Here is a 17306-nt window from a genome sequence, read left to right as displayed (position 1 = left end):
TTAATATTTATAATATTACTATCACAAAAATCCAAAAATATGTGTCTCAAGCTATTTTTTTTGGTATAATATTCATGATGGGTAAGTTTTAAAAGTTTATAAGGAGGAAATTATGGCATTAGTTAATACTAAAGAGATGTTTAAAAAAGCGTATGAGGGTGGATATTCTATAGGGGCCTTCAATATCAGTGACTTAGAACAGTTACAGGCAGTTCTAGAGGCTTGTAAGTCTAGAAATTCAGCTGTAATTATTCAGGCTTCTAAGTCAGCTATCAGCTATGCTGGTATGGATACTCTAGTAGCTATGGTAAAGGCAGCTTCTGAAGAAATCGGAGTTGACTGTGCTCTACACCTAGATCACGGTCCAAGCTTTGAAGTAGCTAAAAAGTGTATAGATGCAGGATTCACTTCAGTTATGATTGACGGTTCTCACCTAGACTATGAAGAAAATGTTGCTATAACTAAGCAGGTAGTTGAGTACGCTCACCAGCACAATGTATCAGTTGAAGCTGAACTAGGTGTTCTTGCAGGTGTTGAAGATGAAGTTTCTTCAGACGTTCACAAGTATACAGAACCAGATCAGGCAGTTGATTTCGTTAACAGAACTGGTGTAGACTCTCTAGCTATAGCTATAGGTACTTCTCATGGTGCTTTCAAGTTCAAGGGCGAAGCTAACTTAAGATTCGACATACTTGAAGAAATCCAGGGCAAGCTACCAAACTTCCCAATCGTACTTCACGGTGCTTCTGCTGTTGATCCAGAATCAGTTGCTACATGCAACAAGTTCGGTGGTGACATAGCTGGTGCTAAGGGTGTTCCAGTGGATATGCTAAGAAAGGCTTCTTCAATGGCAGTATGCAAGATCAATATGGATACAGACCTAAGACTTGCTATGACAGCAGCTATAAGAAAGTTCTTAGCTGAAAATCCTTCAGTATTCGACCCAAGAAAGTACATTGGTGCAGGTAAAGAAGCAATCAAGGCTACAGTAGAAGGAAAGATTGACGTAGTTCTAGGATCAAAAGATTCTTTATAAGAAATCCAGAATTCTGATAAGATTAAATTGAAAACCTTATAAGTTTTGATACTTAAAAAAGACTCCAGCCTAGGCTGGAGTTCTTTTTTTATTTAATTAATTATTATATCTTTTACTTGATACCAGCCATTTACTCTAATGATATTGTTTCCAGACACTCCCTTATTATAGTTAGTATCCATCAAGATAACTTTATACCCTGCTTCTGCCAAATTTTTGGCATTGTTAGGGTCATCTTCAATAAAAACATCACAGCCTAATTCTTTAGCTGTTTCAACCTTACCATGGTTTCCACCTAGGGAATGTACCCTATTAGGGTCTAAGCCTTGATCTGCTATCCACTGTGCTGTTATATCATGTATGGACTTGCTCCTAGCTGTAACATAATATATCTCTATGCCCCTCGCTTTCAAATTCTCAATTACATTCTTAGCCCCTTCAACTATAGTTGAGGTCTTATATACATAACTGTACTCATCATCAAAGGTCTTGTACATTTCACTATAGTCTGGTCCATATGTATCCAACCAATTAATAGATGTATAGTCATCTTTTGTAAGATTCTTACCTGTTATCTCATTTAGTATTGGTATGAAAAAATAAGGGTCTGTAAGGGTACCATCAATATCTATACAAACACACTTTATTTGATTCATATATTTATCTCCTTTAACTTGAAATCTAAAAAATCGCATGAAACTAGGTGGTACATACTATCACCATGTTTTCCTAGCAAGCCACCATCAAAACTATCTTGACCATGCAAGTGACCATATATTACGTGGTCTGGCTTATATTCATCTATTATATCCTTAAAAAGTGAATTCTCAAACCTGTCATTAGTAGGTGGGTAGTGAAGTATGACTATAAATTTCTCATAGCCATCTTTTTTTGCAGCTTCAAGACTTATCCTTAGCCTATTAGCCTCTCTCTTGTATATCTTCTCATCCCTTTCGTCAAACTTAAAGTCATTAGGACAAAGCCATCCCCTAGTACCACAGATAGCATAATCTCCATAGGTCTCATAGTTTGTATTCATAAATATCATAGAATCACCACATAACTTATTTAAGGCTGAGGCCGTAGTCCACCAGTAGTCGTGGTTGCCTCTTATAAATATCTTTCTACCTGGCATTTCTTCTATCTTGTCTAGGTCCATCTTGGCATCATTTATTTTTGAAGCCCAAGATATGTCACCTACAACTAATACTGTATCTTCATCCCTAACTCTAGTAGTCCAATCATCAAATATCTTCTCTTCATGCCTATCCCAGTTATCTCCAAAAACATTCATAGGCTTGTCAATCGCACTGGACATATGAAGATCACCTATAGCAAACAACTTCATACTAGTCTTCCTTCCTATCGTTTTTGATCCTAAGAGACTTTAGTATTTCATCCAACTCTCTTTTTAACTCTATCAATCCCGATACATCGTTATTTGATGATAATTCATCTATCCTCGCCCTATATTTAAAGTACTTATCCAAATCTCCAAATTCCCTAAGCTTATAAATCCTAGTGTAGACATCAGATGCTACACTCTCTTTTTCACTAAATAGAACCTGGGCTGTTATTATCTCTTCTCTAATTGCACCCATTTCCTGGTCTAACTGGAAGGCCGCATCAGCCGCCCTTTGAAGCCTAGCAGAAAACTCATCTGGTAAATAATGATCAAATTTATACTTTAATGAATGCTCTATAGTAGCCCAAAAGTTCATAGCAAGAGTACGTATCTGTATCTCACACTGGATTTCCTTTGAACCGTCTATAGTGTGAATAGGATACATTATGATCATATGGTAGGACCTATATCCACTCTCTTTTACATTTTGTATATAGTCCTTTTCCATTATAACCCTCATGTCAGCTCTTTGTCTGATGATATCTACTATTACGTATATATCCTCAACAAACTGACACATCAGCCTTATACCTGCTATATCCTCTATATCTCCTTCTATATCTGTTACATTTAACCTCTGCATCTTAGACATTATTGAAGATATATTTTTTGTTCTACCAGTTACAAATTCAATCGGACTATGCTCACCCTTGTCCAGGTATTCTTTTCTTATATTTCTAAATTTGATTTTTAACTCTTCAACTGCGAATGAATAGGGACTTATTATTTTTTTCCATGATTCATAATTCATATATTCATCCTCCTATCTACTTTTATATGTTTTTCATCTTAAACTTCATAATATTGTCATCTAATGTATAGTCTATTATCTCTGAATCCAACAAATATGATATTGCAGCATTCAGTGAATTTCTATATTCTAAATATGCTATATAGTTTGTTGGCCAATTTTTGCTATCTATAAACACCTTAATCAACTCATCAAAGGTCTTAGGCTCCTCAATACTATTCATCAAAAACTCCAGTATAGCTAGGAGGTTCTTATAGTTATAGTCTGCAACAACCATCATCTCATCCTTAGTAAAAACTCTTGAAGAATGACCCAACACTCCCCTATCAAAGTCAAGATAGGCAAGACTAGCAAGCGACTTCATCTGGGCTGAATAATCGCACATAAATAAAAAATCAAATTTATCCAGTGAATTGTCTGTCACCATCAAATCTGAGAAAAAAGCTACCCCATCGTCGGTCACTATGCCTATACTTCCTTCTGTATGACCTGAACAATCAAATATCTTAAAGTCATGCCCATTGATAGTCAGTACCTGGTCTGGATAAATAGTAAAATCAACCTTAGACTCATCCATATAACTTGCAATAGCATCAACAACTAAGCCTGATCTTCTTCCACCAACCAAGAAATCCATATATATGTCTGTATTTTCTATATAGACCCTACTCTTCTTAGATGCATATATCTTGATGTCAGGATACCTGTCCCTGATCTGTTTATTTCCACCCACATGATCTTCGTGCTCATGGGTACAGATTATATGACTAGGTACTATATTGTTTTCTTCTAATATTTTTATTAATTTTTCTGGTCTATCTCCACCTAATCCAACATCTATCAAAAGGGCTGTATTGTCTTCAAATACATAAACACCTGTATTTGTCCCACCCCTTATCCAGTTAGTATTCCCTTTAAGGTTTTTTAATTCCATAGCTACCTCTCTCATAAATTACTACCCTCTATATTTTACCATATTTAAACGGATTTAAGACAAATATTTTAGCTTGTAAGATAAGTTGTTATTCTGTATAATGGTAAATATGTATTTAAAGAAAGGAAAAGTTATGAACAGATACACAAAATTTATCAACATGATGGGTAGTTACTACACTAAAGATTTTGAAAAAGAAAAGAAAAATATAATTAAAGTTAGAGAAGTAAAAGAAGAAACTGTAAGAAAGTTTTTCCTACAGGGAGATTGCGAAATCCTAGTTGTATTTGAAGATACAGGACGTGAAATCCTAGTAGATGATTTTTCTTCTGAAGAAGATATTAAGAAGTATCTTGGATCTTCATTTATTCAAAAGCGTAGAAAATAGTGCTTAACCACTATTGTTATATACACCAAAAGTAAAGGTCACATATTCAAATCTAGTGTAGATGAATCGTGACCTCATTTTTATCTCCTGTACACTACCTCACAAAAATCTGACTGGTATATGTACTTTTTGCTTTTATTTGTTTATCTATTTTATAGTTTTTATTTATCCTGCAAATATTGCCGTATCCAATTGTAAAATACTGGTCATCCGTCTGAACAACCCTTTCAATTGGTAAATCATATCTTGATTTTTGAGCGATATGGGTCGTTTTTTTATCAAATTCATATACACTTGAACCTGAATTTTCATATCTTACGCTGTCACAGGCAAACAATATTAACTTATCCCCTTTATCATGTATCGATACAAATTCCTCTTTTTTCTGTGCGTAGATATTTTTTGAGCTCTTATTTGCGAGATCAACTATAGTTAATACTCCTCTATAGTTCTCATCCTCTGTGCTTCCTGCCAAGTATATATATCCACCTCTATACATAATATAACGATAAGTAGAAAATTTATCACTTTCAAGTTTTAAAGTCTCTGTAGTTTTAAGAGTGTCTTTAGATACTACATGTAAGTATGTAGTTCTCTCGTTCATATTGGTATAAACCAAACCTATCTTTTCTCCCATATCAACCATGTTTTCTATCAATCCTTGGTGAGATGGATCCAAGTTTCTCTTTATGTGATTTTTACCTTCCTTGTCTTGTTTACATATTAGAACACCTTCATCCCAATTAAAAGTTGTGTATATACTAGTATCATCCACCAAGATGGAATCAGCCATATGCGACATCAACCTAATACTAGATTCCTTAAAACTATCCAATGAATATACAAGCAAATCATCCGACATTTTCTCGCCAATAGGACTATTTTCATATTGGGTGGTAATGTAAACATTATCTTCATCAGTTGCTATTGATTGTATCCTTGTACCCATAACGCTATAACTAGCTTTTTTACTGTTTTTTAGGTTTAAGCTTTTATCAAAAATATTAAAATGTGTGCTTCCTCAACCTGGTTCATTTTCCACTACTATTATATCTTCCTCTATTTTGGTATTATTTGAACCTGTAGTACAAGCTGTTAGGAGAAAAAATATGCAAAATATAGCGATGATATAACATAAATTACTTTTCTTAGTACTCATTACTGTATATAAATCCTATACACATATCCAGAATCTATCATTTCTGGTGGGTATATATCTTCTGGCTTAATACCCATCCTAATATAGAATTCTTTTTCGGTATTAGTTATGTAATTGGGGTCATCTACGTCACTTAGTTCATTTTTCACTGACATAATTTCTGCTTCTGTCATACCCATAGCCCTGTAGTTAGCTTCTACTTCTCCAGAAAGTTCAGCTCCAAACGTTTGCACAGTCATCAGTAAACTCAAAACCATACCAGAAATAACACATAAAGACATTTTTTTCATTACAATTCTCCTATCAAAATATTAGTAAAAAATTTATATGTGACCATTATAGTAACGTTACATTTAATTAAATCTTATCACGATCAATTCATAATGTCAATCAATAAATTTTGATTACAAAGTAAGAGAAGACCTCAGGGGGATGAGGTCTTCTCTTGGGAGATTGAGTATTTTAATTTATTATGTTTGTATTATATATTTGCCCAATAATTCTTTTCATAAACACAAATAACAAATTTTATCATGCTTTTTTATTTATTTTTTTCTATCTCATTTAAGTAGTTGTAGATTGTATATCTGGATACCCCCAACTGCTCAGCTACATACGGGACCGACTTTTGTATCTTAAATACACCTGTAGCCTTCAAATTCCTTATCAAATTTATCCTATCGCTCTTATTCATGCTGACAATAGACTTGCCCATCTTCTCTACTTCTACCATTAATTTCTGCTCTACTAGCTCCCCATTATTGTATGAATCAAATTCATCATAGGCCTCGTTGCCCATTGAAAGGAATTTCTTTAACTGTCCCTGTAACATTGTAAGATCATCGCAATCGTAGTTTATGCAAAAAGAAATATTTCTTCCAAACGCCTTAGTAACTATTGTAGATGACTTTATCTCCTTCTTGATCTTCTTATTAGCCTTTTTATAGTTGATGTTATATCCACCGATACTTCTCTCTATCAACTCTTCTGACCTAGTGTTTAGAGGATCTCCCACCTTTCTTCCTGTTACTTCACCATTATAGATAGCCAATACTGCGTGGTCCGGATTATCCAAGTCTGAGACTACTACTTCACAATTCTGACCAAACATCTCGGAAATAATAACAGCTAGTGTATTAATGTACTCAATAAAACTTTCAAAATCTTTTACTTCACCCTTGTATGTGCCGATTTCCATATTTTTTTACCAACAGATATAACCATTAATTATCTGTTTTACACTCCTTCCGTTTGTTATATAATTGCTACTTCTATTTTACCATAATTTTACACATCTTGTAATCTTTATTTGAATTTTCTACTATTCATCTAGGAAATCGTCAAAATCTTCATTTTCCGACTCTATAAAGTCGAATAGGATTAAATCGTCAAAATCATATAATTTTTCTTCAATTATGGCTTCTGAAAATATTTTCTCCATGCTAAAACTCACTTGATCTAATTCATCATAATCATAGGCTGCTAAATAAAGGTATTTCTCATCTATGTAAATATTAAACATTATGTCATTGTTTATGATATACTCATCTTCTTCAACATGGCTATTGTCCATATAGTATTGAGTAAGGAGAATACCACGCTCATAGTCATTAGTCTGTATTGCCGGACACATATTAATTAATTCTCTAGATATATCATATTTCTTCATATCATCTAGGATCCTATATTTTTTTATTAATTCCGGCTTAGATATTAGGCAGAATGCATCATATTCCGATATGGGATACTTATCTATGACCATTATAGACCTTAGTTTATAGTAAGACTTATATTCCTCTATATTTATAAAATCACTATATATACCCTCAACCTGTCTCACTGTCGTCTTATCTATACTAACAATCAACTTTGCCTCATAGTATCCATCCTTGTCTTCGTAGGCACATATACACACAAAACGATCATCAGACTTTTTTTCTATTTTATTATATAAAAGTGTTCCATTAATTTCCGTTATATGGTGGTCAGCAACATTTTGATTGTCCGAAATATATAGCAAGCCTTCCCTATCTCTAGCAATAAACCTCATAACACAGTAGTTTATAAATTCATTGTCACAGGATATATCCTTACAGGTCAAATCTAGCATATCTTCAACCGACAAACTACTTGTATCTATGTCTTCATATAAACCTATATCCAAATTTTCAGGTAGGGGCTTTGAATACCTGATAGTCCTGTCCCTATAAGACTTGACCATATAGGCTGCCATAGTCATTTCTACACCTACATTATGTCCTCCAAGTCCACCAGTCCTATACTTGTAGACCCTTTCTAGATAATTCATATCACTAGATTCATATTTATAAAAATCAGTCAAACCAAGTCCTTCTGAATCCATTAAAAATATATGTGCCTCTATTATACCTGACTCACCAATCCATTCGACAACAAGCATCATAGCTCCCATAAGCCTTGTATCTGTACAAAAAGCTCTTTTAAACTTCATATTTCACCTCCAAATGCCTATAGTTCTATATTAAAGGAAAAAACAATTTGTGTAAAGCATCAAGTATAAGCAAATAATATTATAAATTATTGTTACATTTTTCAGACATTATGATATACTAGAGTTAATATTAACTGCTAGGAGGTAGTGAATGGGAAATATAGCAGCATTTTTTGACATAGACGGGACCTTGTACAGAGATTCCCTACTAATAGAACACTTCAAAAAATTGATAAAATACGATGTTGTAGAAGAAGAAAAATGGTCCGATAGCCTGTCCTCTACCTACAACAACTGGGATAAGAGGCAGGGTAATTACGATGATTATATACATGAGATATCCGACCAGTATATAGACGTTATAAGAGGGCTTGACCAGTTGGTCCTTGATTTTACAAGCGACCAAGTTATAAGGCTCAAGTCTGACAGGGTCTACAGGTATACTAGGTCACAGATCAACTGGCACAAGAGCCAAGGCCACAAGTTAATATTTATATCTGGCTCACCAGACTACCTAGTTGACAGGATGGCAAAAAAATACCAGGTCGATGACTGGGTAGGTTCAACCTATGAAAATAAGGATGGCATACTCACTGGAAATGTGACCCCTATGTGGGACTCCCATAGTAAAGACAGGGCCATAGATGAATTTATCAAAAAATACGATATAGATATGGAAAATTCATATGCCTATGGAGATACAAACGGAGATTTTTGTATGCTTAAAAGGGTCGGTAACCCAATTGCCATAAACCCATCTAGGGAATTGCTCAACAAGATATCCCAGGATGGTGACTTGAGTAAAAAGGCAAAAATAATGGTAGAAAGAAAAGATGTTATATATGAATTGAAACCTGGTGTTAACCACATAGACAATCTATAAGAAGCTAAGAATAAGTAAAGTTTATAATACTATTATGTAATTAAAGGAGTGATATATATGACAGCAACATTTACAGATTTTTCGTACACAAGAAGAATGATATCAGAAGGAAATTTTAAAAGAGCCTATGATTCACTTTCTGGACTTGATGATAGGACTTCTGAATGGTTTTATCTTAGGGGACTAGCAGCTATGAGACTTGGTTATTATGAAGAAGGTGAAGACTATCTTAAGAGGGCTAAGTTTATGGAACCAGGCAATAGGGAATATCAAGATGCCTATGACCAATACATCTATGCTAGAAGTGGCTACAACAATAGGGCAGACTACTACAATAGGAGCAGAAACGGGCTAGACAATGCTGGATGCTGTTGCTGTGGTGGAAATTGTTGTGATACCTGCTGCAAACTATGGTGCTTGGACACAATGTGTGAGTGCTGTGGTGGAGACTTAATAGCCTGCTGCTAGGTCTATAAATATGAATAAAAATACTACGGCGAGAAAATTGGCCTTTTGTGGTCTCCTTCTCGCCTTTAGTTCAATCATTTTTATACTAGTAAATATAATAGATACAAATACCATAGCCCTAATGGTCGTCTCATCTTTTATTATACTTGCAGTAATAGTTGAAATCGATCTAAGGTATGCAGGTCTATATTTCGTGGCCTTGTCCCTACTTTGTCTGCTCTTGGTCAGTAATAAACTAAGGGCTATTGTATATTTAAGCTCGATAGGAAATTACGGCATTGTAAAAGCTCTTATAGAGTCAAAGTATAAAAAACTGACAACAGATTCTCCTTTTAAATTGATTTTTAATAGGCAAACACCTATAAAAATCCTCTATGCCAACCTTGTTTTATTGCTTATATATTTTGAGATAAGATATTTTGTCGGTCTTGTAAATATAAAGCCAATCTACCTGCTTGGAGGTTTTTTATTATATCAAGTAGGCTTTTTTGCCTACGATTATATGTTTAGTATGGCAATAGAATTTTACTATCAAAAAATCAAAAGTAGGATTAAATTTTTCAACTAAAAAACAGCCTAGAATAAGGAGCGACAAATTCCAAAAAAATAAGTCGCTATCCTATTCTAGGCATTTATATTTTAAATATAACTCCCAATAGACCAGAAAGAATTATCAAGACTATAGGGTGGGGCTTCTTCCACTTATATAGTGCAAATACCAAGGCTGCCAGTCCTAGAGCTGGCCACCTAAAATATCCTACAAATCCAGAATCTGACTCCATATTTATTAGGGATATTTGAATAACACTAAAGGCCGCGGCTAGTATTAGACCAGTAGATGCAGGTCTAATGCCATAAAATACATCCTTTACTAGCTTTGATTCTTTAAATTTATTCAAAATCTTAGACACTATGATAATTATGATCAAAGATGGCGCTACTATAGATATAGGCCCAATAAATGCCCCAAGTATTCCAAACTGCTTGAATCCAACATAAGTAGCCATGTTGATTCCTGTAGGTCCTGGAGTTGACTGGGCTATAGCAACCATATTGGCGACATCCATAGCAGTATACCAACCTGTTTTTTGACCTATATCATATAGGAATGGAAGGGTTGCAAGTCCACCCCCTATAGAAAATAGACCTGTTGTAAAGAAATAGTAGACTAGTAGATATATATTTCCCAACTATCCCACCTTCTTCCTAGTCTTTATCAATTGTATTATGACCCCAAAAATACCTGATAATATTACAAGTACAAATGGAGATACCACTTTCATTATTGTAACTAGTGTAACCGCAATAAACAAGATAGCTGTAGCTATATCAACAATAGACTTTTTAGCCATATTATAAACAGCAGTCAAAATCAGTACACATACACAGGCCCTAATCCCATTAAAAGCATGGATAACTACCGGCAAAGTGGCAAAGTTATTTAAAAATGCAGCTATAATTGCAATAATAATTATTGAAGGGAAAATAACTCCTATAGTGGCAAATACACCACCCATTACTCCTGCCAACCTATATCCTATAAATGTAGCAGTATTTACGGCTATAACACCTGGTGTTACTTGGCTGATAGCAAAGTAGTCCAAAACTTCCCCATCAGTAGCCCATTTTTTGTTATTTACAACTTCTTTTTGAATCATCGGCAACATAGCATAGCCACCACCAAAAGTAAAACCACCTATTTTCATAAAGGTTACAAATAATTCAAATAAAATCTTCATTTTATCAAGTCCTATCTTTTTTCCATCATATCAGCAATTCTCTCAAGGGCACTCGCTATCCTTTCAAGTTGTTCAAGTTTCTTAGACTCTATGCCCTCATTATCATCATCGTAAAAATTGATTGATAAATTTTCTAAATCACTTTCATTATCTACAAAATCATCTTCGTACTCATCAAGCAAGACTGTTCTAATACTATCCAAGGAATCATCATACATTCTAGGCTTTGGTTTTTTAAGTCCTATAGGAACAAAATCATCTTCATTTTCTTCATAGTAATCTTCGTCTTCTTCATAGTAATCTTCGTCTTCTTCATAGTGATCTCCTTGGTCTTCTTCATAATACACATTCTTATTAGAACTTGCCATCAATTGTTCAAGCATTGGTATATGGCCTGAATCATCAAGATCAAAACCTTCCGACTGGTCTGTTTTTTTGTTTTCGTATTCTACATCCAAGATATCATCCGTACTAGAATCTTTGATACTTACTCTCTCAATAGTATCTTGAGATACACTATTCTTGTTTTGGTAGTCTACTTCTAAATTAAATTCTTCATCTTCAAACTTTAAAAGCTTCTTATTTTCATCAAACATAAACATACCTCATTTATTATTAATAAATTTATTTAAGCAGCCCTATTGAAATACTAATAATGTACAATAAATCTACTTTTATATATCAAGCTACAAGTACATTTTACCACACTTATCAAAAAGTCTAAATAGAAAATCAAGTAATGCCAAAACTATGACATTACTTAATCGAAAAATTTTTAGTTTGTCTAAACAACCCTTACTTATTTTCAGAATAGTTCTTGTCTATTATATTTGCTAGTGTATGCCATGCAAGCACTGCACACTTTACCCTAGCAGGCATATTTGATACATTTTCAAGTACTACTGCATCTCCTAGGCTATCGATTAGGTCATCATCAACTTCGACTTCCTTCTTAATCATGCCTATAAATTTCTCTGTCAACTCCTTGGCTTCATGTATATTTTTGCCCTTTATAAGGTCAATCATCATTGATGTAGATGCCCTTGATATAGCACAACCTTCGCCTACAAAGCTGGCATCCTCTATTGTTTCGCCATCCATCTTTAACTGTAGGGTGATTTCATCCCCGCATGATGGATTATGACCCAATTCCTTAAATGTAGGATCATCTAAATCCCTTCTATTTGCCTTATTGTTACTTTCCTGAAGCAACATATCAGTATATAAACTCTTAAGATCCATATCCCATCACCTTTCTTACTTCTTTTAACTTATCAATAAAGAAGTCTATTTCTTCAAATGTATTATAAACTGCAAAACTTACCCTGCATGTAGAATTCAACTTCAAATGAGTATGTAGTGGCATCGCACAGTGGTGTCCTGTTCTTATAGCTATATCGTAAGTATCTAGTACAGTAGACACGTCATGTGAATGTATATCCTTGATATTAAAGTCTATAAGTGGAGATCTTAGGTATGAGTCCGTAGAATATATCTCTACAAAGTCAAGTTCTGCCATCTTCTTATAGCAGTAGTCTGTAAGTGCTAGTTCATGCTCATGGATATTGTCTATTCCCACTCTTTGCATAAATCTAATAGCCTCTGCTAGGGCAACTGCTCCACCTACATTCTGAGTACCTGCCTCAAACCTAGCTGGTACTGGTGCAAATGTAGTATTCTGTTCATAAACATATTCTATCATATCTCCACCATACATATATGGTACCATTGAGTCAAGTATCTCATACTTGCCATATAGGACACCTATACCCATTGGCGCATACATCTTGTGACCTGAGAAAGATAAAAAGTCTACATCCCAATCCTGTACATCCATCACTACATGAGGTGCCAACTGGGCACAGTCAAGTGATACAACTGCTCCAACTTCATGGGCTAGTCTTACAACTTCCTTGACATCTATAACTCCACCAACTGTGTTAGAAGCTCCTGCAAGTGCTACAACCTTAGTCTTTTCACTTAGGGCTGCCTTATAACTATCCATATCTATTTCATTCTTGTCATTTAAATATACATACTTTAGAACTGCGCCTGTCTTTTGGGCAACAAACTGCCATGTAACAAGGTTACTATGGTGTTCCACGATGGAGATTAATATTTCATCTCCTGGATTTAACTTGTCCAATCCATAAGAATAGGCAATCAAGTTAAGGGCTTCAGTTGTATTTCTTACAAATATAACTTCATTTTCTGATTTTGCGTTTAAGAACTCTTTTGTAGTCTTTCTTGCATCTTCATAAAGGTCAGTAGCCAGCATACCTAGATAATGAGCACCCCTGTGTGGGTTTGCATTCTGGTAACTATAGTAGTTACTTAGGGCGTCAATAACACACTGTGGCTTCTGAGATGTGGCTCCATTATCAAAATATACTATCTTTCTTCCCATTTTTTCTTCATTTAGGTAAGGGAATTCTGATCTTATTTCATTTACTCTTTCCTTGTCCATCGGGCTTGCCTCTCTTCCTTAAATTATACCTATAGTATTATTTATTTTATTTTACAATTGGGATTGAACTTTTGTGCTACAATCCCAATCATATCTTTTATTTCAATTAAATTATATTCTTTCTTCTATATGCTTCCATACAGATTCACTAAGCTCCTTGTTAGGTAGCTTGTGGATAGTAGGTGCTAGCTTTGTCTCAACTATCATCTTCTTAGCTGAATCTATATCTAGACCCCTAGACATGATGTAGAATAGTATATCCTGGTCTATCTTACCTGCACTGGCCGCATGTAGACCTTCAACATCATCTTCCTGGCATAGTAGGACTGGAACTGCGATATTTCTTACACCTTCATCTAGAAGTGTTGCATATTCTTCCTCAGCCCCCTTAGATAATTTTGACCCTCTCTTAAAGTCAATTGTTCCCCTAAAGGCCTTTCTTGCCTGGTCTTTTAGGGCCCCATTTATCAATAGGTTTGAATTAGTCTCTTCACCTATATGGTTGATTATATAGTTTATATCTAGTTTTTTGTCCTTGTTTACAAAGTATACTGATTCAACATTTGTCTGAGACTTCTTGCCATTCAAGTTGGCAGTATAGTTTGTAATAGCCTGGTGGGCACCTGCTTCAACCTGGATAAAGTTTACACACGCATCTTCTGCTACATCTGCAACTATATCTGTTAGGGCCTTTTCTTCATCTGTACACCTAGCTACATAGTATAGGTCTACATTAGACCCCTTCTTGGCTTCTATATTTATCTTAGTATGTCTAGCCTTGTTTTCACTAGAAAGTTCATTTATATCAAATAGAGTTGATATGTTGTCCCCTTCTTCTGCTACTATATTGTGAACTTGGTCTTTTACCTCTGGCAATTCGATTATAGAGTCGTTTACCTTTAGCCATCTCCAAGTTATTAGTGGTAATGTATTTGCTATCATCGTAATTCCTCCTAACCTATTGTACCTTCAAGTTCAAGATTTATTAAGTTGTTCATTTCAACTGCGTATTCAAGTGGTAGTTCCTTTGCTATAGGTTCAGCGAATCCTCTAACAACCATTGACTTGGCCTCAGCCTCACTTATACCTCTTGACATCAAGTAGAAGATAACTTCATCATCTATTCTACCTATCTTTGCTTCGTGGCCTAAATCGACATCCTGAGTTGCTATATCTATTACTGGTATAGTATCAGACCTTGACTCCTGGTCTAGCATTAGAGACTCACAAGATACTGTAGATTTTGAACCAGTAGCATTCTTAGTCATCTTTACAAGACCCCTGTATATTGCAACTCCTCCGTCCTTAGATATAGACTTGGAATTTACTGTTGATGATGTATTAGGTGCTGCATGTACTACCTTTGTACCTGTATCTAGGTACTGGCCCTTACCTGCAAATGTAATACCAGTGAATTCAGACTTGGCATTTTCTCCTCTTAGTATAGACATCGGATATAGACATGATACCTTTGAACCAAATGATCCAGATACCCACTCTATCTTACCATCTTTTTCAACTATACATCTCTTAGTATTTAGGTTGTACATATTTCTTGACCAGTTTTCTATTGTAGAATACCTAAGAGTTGCGCCTTCCTTTACAAATAGCTCAACTGCTCCGGCGTGTACATTTACAACATTGTACTTAGGTGCTGAACATCCCTCTATAAAGTGGCAGTAGGCACCTTCTTCAATTATTATAAGCGTATGTTCGAACTGACCAGCTCCTGGTGCATTTAATCTAAAATATGACTGTAGTGGTACGTTTACATTTACGCCCTTTGGTACGTATACAAATGAACCACCTGACCATACAGCATAGTGTAGGGCAGCATACTTATGGTCTGCATTAGTTATACACTTCATAAAGTACTGTCTAACTATATCTGGGTATTCTCTTACCGCTGTTTCAAAGTCAGTATAAATTACTCCCTGGTCTAGAAGGTCCTGCTGTATATTGTGGTATACAACTTCTGAGTCATACTGGGCACCAACACCTGAAAGGTTCTTTTCTCTTTCGGCTTCTGGTATACCCAACATATCAAATGTATTCTTTATATCTTCTGGAACCTGGTCCCAGTCTTCAACAAGGTCAGCATCCGGTCTGATGTAAGTAGTTATCTCGTCAATATTTACTTCATCAAGGTTGGGTGCCCATGTAGGATTATCAAGCTCATAGAATTTCTTTAAAGATGCAAGTCTTATCTCAAGCATCCAATCTGGTTCATTCTTTTCCCTTGATATCTGAGTTACTATTTCCTCAGTTAATCCCTTTTCTGTCTTTGACTTGAACTTAAATTCATTTTTTATATCGTATATGCCACGATCCTGTTCTTCTATTTGAGTTCTCTTCTTAGTTTCCATTAGATGAATTCACCTCATCTCTAATCCAGCCATATCCTTCTTCTTCAATTCTAGTTATAACTGAGAAATCTCCTTCTTTCACGATTTTACCGTCAATTATAACATGAACGTGGTCTGGTTTTACGTTATGTATTATCTCCTTGTGGTGAGTTATTATAAGAAGTGCATTTTCATCACTCTTATACTTCTTTATTCCTTCAGCAACTATTCTAACTGCGTCTACATCTAGTCCTGAGTCAGTTTCATCTAGCATAGCAAGCTTTGGATTAAGAATCTGCATCTGTAGTATTTCTGTCTTCTTCTTTTCACCGCCTGAGAAACCATAGTTTAAGTATCTTCCAGCGTATTCAGACTTCATTTCTAATTCCTTCATCTTCTTAGATAGGTCCATATTGAATCTCAATACAGATACTGGCTTTTCTTCAACAGAATTCTTAGATGTTCTGATGAAGTTTTCAACACTGATACCTGGTACTTCTACCGGATGCTGGAATGACATAAAAATACCTTTTCTTGCTCTTTCATCAGCAGCCATATCAGTTACATCTTCACCTTCAAAATATATCTTACCTGAAGTAATTTCATACTTAGGATTGCTCATTATAGTATTTACAAGTGTAGATTTACCTGAACCATTAGGTCCCATTACTACGTGAGTTTCACCCTTATTTATAACTAGGTTAACACCCTTTAATATTTCTTTTTCTCCAACCTTAACACATAGGTCCTTAATTTCTAATAATTTATCGTTCACTAGGTTCACGTTCCTTTCTATTAACATTTAATATTCTCATTGTACAAGACTATATTACTATGTTTACCCAAAAAAATCAATCAATCTCGACTAATTTACTAGGAATTATTTTGTTTTTCTTTTAACAAGATGCATTTTAGCTGAAAGGCTTTTTATTTGCTGCTTTGAATCGAGTAGGGAGGACTTTCTCCTCCCTCTCACACCACCGTACGTGCCGTTCGGCATACGGCGGTTCAATTCATGTAATAATCTAAACAACTAATGAGTCCTCGCTTTGCGAGGATTTCTTTTGTTATCTTGCGAAGTCCGGCTGTTTTTGCTACCGCCTGATAATGGTCTGCAAATCCTACGGATTGTCTTGCCATCCATTCGGGTACGCCAAGTTTCTTTAACCCCCACATCCTTTTCTCACTGGTTTTCCACTGTTTCCAGATGACTATTCTCATACGGTTTCGAAGATGTTCGTCTATTTTTGTCATATTTTTC

The 17306-nt window shown here is 35.0% G+C and carries 21 protein-coding genes; 4 read left to right on the top strand and 17 right to left on the bottom strand.

The window, feature by feature from the left end:
• Positions 1-112 precede the first annotated feature (112 nt).
• Entirely contained in the window at positions 113-1036 is a 924-nt protein-coding gene (fba, locus tag F823_RS0102205) for a class II fructose-1,6-bisphosphate aldolase (RefSeq protein WP_002845023.1), read from the top strand.
• Positions 1037-1128: 92 nt separating this feature from the next.
• Here the strand turns inward: fba and F823_RS0102200 are convergent, their stop codons facing one another.
• From F823_RS0102200 to F823_RS0102185, 4 genes are read right to left on the bottom strand one after another with little or no spacing between them, the layout of a single operon-like run.
• Positions 1129-1692, bottom strand: a complete 564-nt coding sequence (locus F823_RS0102200) for a 5' nucleotidase, NT5C type (RefSeq protein ID WP_019595332.1) — start codon at positions 1690-1692, stop codon at positions 1129-1131.
• Entirely contained in the window at positions 1689-2384 is a 696-nt protein-coding gene (locus F823_RS0102195; RefSeq protein WP_002842496.1) for a metallophosphoesterase, read from the bottom strand. Before F823_RS0102195 ends, F823_RS0102200 begins: the two co-directional genes overlap by 4 nt.
• A 1-nt stretch (position 2385) precedes the next feature.
• Positions 2386-3192 (bottom strand): GTP pyrophosphokinase, encoded by an 807-nt coding sequence (locus tag F823_RS0102190; protein ID WP_019595331.1) that lies wholly within the window; start codon positions 3190-3192, stop codon positions 2386-2388.
• 22 nt (positions 3193-3214) lie between these two features.
• Positions 3215-4126, bottom strand: a complete 912-nt coding sequence (locus F823_RS0102185) for an MBL fold metallo-hydrolase (protein WP_026333314.1) — start codon at positions 4124-4126, stop codon at positions 3215-3217.
• Between the two features lie 133 nt (positions 4127-4259).
• Between F823_RS0102185 and F823_RS0102180 the strand changes: the two genes are divergently transcribed.
• The gene (locus F823_RS0102180) at positions 4260-4514 is read left to right on the top strand and encodes a hypothetical protein (protein ID WP_002842548.1); all 255 of its coding nucleotides are present in this window, start codon (positions 4260-4262) and stop codon (positions 4512-4514) included.
• 94 nt (positions 4515-4608) lie between these two features.
• Here F823_RS0102180 and F823_RS0102175 read toward each other — a convergent pair whose 3' ends face one another.
• The 4 genes from F823_RS0102175 to F823_RS0102160 form a co-directional block, all read right to left on the bottom strand.
• Complete coding sequence (locus F823_RS0102175) at positions 4609-5376, bottom strand: hypothetical protein (RefSeq protein WP_242821680.1); 768 nt, start codon at positions 5374-5376, stop codon at positions 4609-4611.
• Positions 5377-5672: 296 nt separating this feature from the next.
• On the bottom strand, positions 5673-5963 hold the full coding sequence (locus F823_RS0102170; RefSeq protein WP_002842535.1) for a hypothetical protein: 291 nt from the start codon (positions 5961-5963) through the stop codon (positions 5673-5675).
• 251 nt (positions 5964-6214) lie between these two features.
• Complete coding sequence (locus F823_RS0102165; protein ID WP_002845030.1) at positions 6215-6871, bottom strand: helix-turn-helix transcriptional regulator; 657 nt, start codon at positions 6869-6871, stop codon at positions 6215-6217.
• Positions 6872-6994: 123 nt separating this feature from the next.
• Positions 6995-8143, bottom strand: a complete 1149-nt coding sequence (locus F823_RS0102160) for a hypothetical protein (protein ID WP_002845031.1) — start codon at positions 8141-8143, stop codon at positions 6995-6997.
• Between the two features lie 151 nt (positions 8144-8294).
• Here F823_RS0102160 and F823_RS0102155 point away from each other — a divergent pair, with 151 nt between their 5' ends.
• Positions 8295-9026, top strand: a complete 732-nt coding sequence (locus F823_RS0102155; protein ID WP_002845032.1) for an HAD family hydrolase — start codon at positions 8295-8297, stop codon at positions 9024-9026.
• A gap of 57 nt (positions 9027-9083) precedes the next feature.
• Positions 9084-9494, top strand: a complete 411-nt coding sequence (locus F823_RS0102150; RefSeq protein ID WP_002845033.1) for a hypothetical protein — start codon at positions 9084-9086, stop codon at positions 9492-9494.
• A 632-nt stretch (positions 9495-10126) separates the two neighbouring features.
• On the opposite strand, the gene F823_RS0102140 is transcribed toward F823_RS0102150, so the two are convergent.
• The 9 genes from F823_RS0102140 to F823_RS0102100 all read right to left on the bottom strand — a co-directional run.
• Entirely contained in the window at positions 10127-10684 is a 558-nt protein-coding gene (locus F823_RS0102140) for a chromate transporter (RefSeq protein WP_002842508.1), read from the bottom strand.
• Positions 10685-11233 carry a chromate transporter gene (locus F823_RS0102135; RefSeq protein ID WP_002842551.1) on the bottom strand — a complete coding sequence of 183 codons (549 nt, stop codon included), beginning with the start codon at positions 11231-11233 and terminating at the stop codon, positions 10685-10687. It abuts the gene before it with no gap.
• 11 nt (positions 11234-11244) lie between these two features.
• The gene (locus F823_RS0102130) at positions 11245-11829 is read right to left on the bottom strand and encodes a hypothetical protein (RefSeq protein ID WP_019595330.1); all 585 of its coding nucleotides are present in this window, start codon (positions 11827-11829) and stop codon (positions 11245-11247) included.
• A 199-nt stretch (positions 11830-12028) separates the two neighbouring features.
• Complete coding sequence (gene sufU / locus F823_RS0102125; RefSeq protein ID WP_002845038.1) at positions 12029-12475, bottom strand: Fe-S cluster assembly sulfur transfer protein SufU; 447 nt, start codon at positions 12473-12475, stop codon at positions 12029-12031.
• On the bottom strand, positions 12465-13700 hold the full coding sequence (locus F823_RS0102120) for an aminotransferase class V-fold PLP-dependent enzyme (RefSeq protein ID WP_002842524.1): 1236 nt from the start codon (positions 13698-13700) through the stop codon (positions 12465-12467). Before F823_RS0102120 ends, sufU begins: the two co-directional genes overlap by 11 nt.
• Before the next feature lie 111 nt (positions 13701-13811).
• Complete coding sequence (locus F823_RS0102115; protein ID WP_002845039.1) at positions 13812-14642, bottom strand: SufB/SufD family protein; 831 nt, start codon at positions 14640-14642, stop codon at positions 13812-13814.
• A gap of 11 nt (positions 14643-14653) precedes the next feature.
• Positions 14654-16066, bottom strand: a complete 1413-nt coding sequence (sufB, locus tag F823_RS0102110; RefSeq protein ID WP_019595329.1) for a Fe-S cluster assembly protein SufB — start codon at positions 16064-16066, stop codon at positions 14654-14656.
• Positions 16056-16847 (bottom strand): Fe-S cluster assembly ATPase SufC, encoded by a 792-nt coding sequence (gene sufC, locus F823_RS0102105; protein ID WP_002845041.1) that lies wholly within the window; start codon positions 16845-16847, stop codon positions 16056-16058. Before sufC ends, sufB begins: the two co-directional genes overlap by 11 nt.
• A gap of 206 nt (positions 16848-17053) precedes the next feature.
• The coding region (locus tag F823_RS0102100; RefSeq protein WP_019595328.1) for a hypothetical protein at positions 17054-17306 on the bottom strand (253 nt) is incomplete at its 5' end.

Origin of the sequence: Peptostreptococcus anaerobius VPI 4330 = DSM 2949 (assembly GCF_000381525.1) — a bacterium.
GTDB classification, from domain to species: Bacteria; Bacillota; Clostridia; order Peptostreptococcales; family Peptostreptococcaceae; genus Peptostreptococcus; species Peptostreptococcus anaerobius.
The sequence above is the reverse complement of the archived record's forward strand: the minus strand, read 5'-3'. Positions and strand labels throughout refer to the sequence as shown.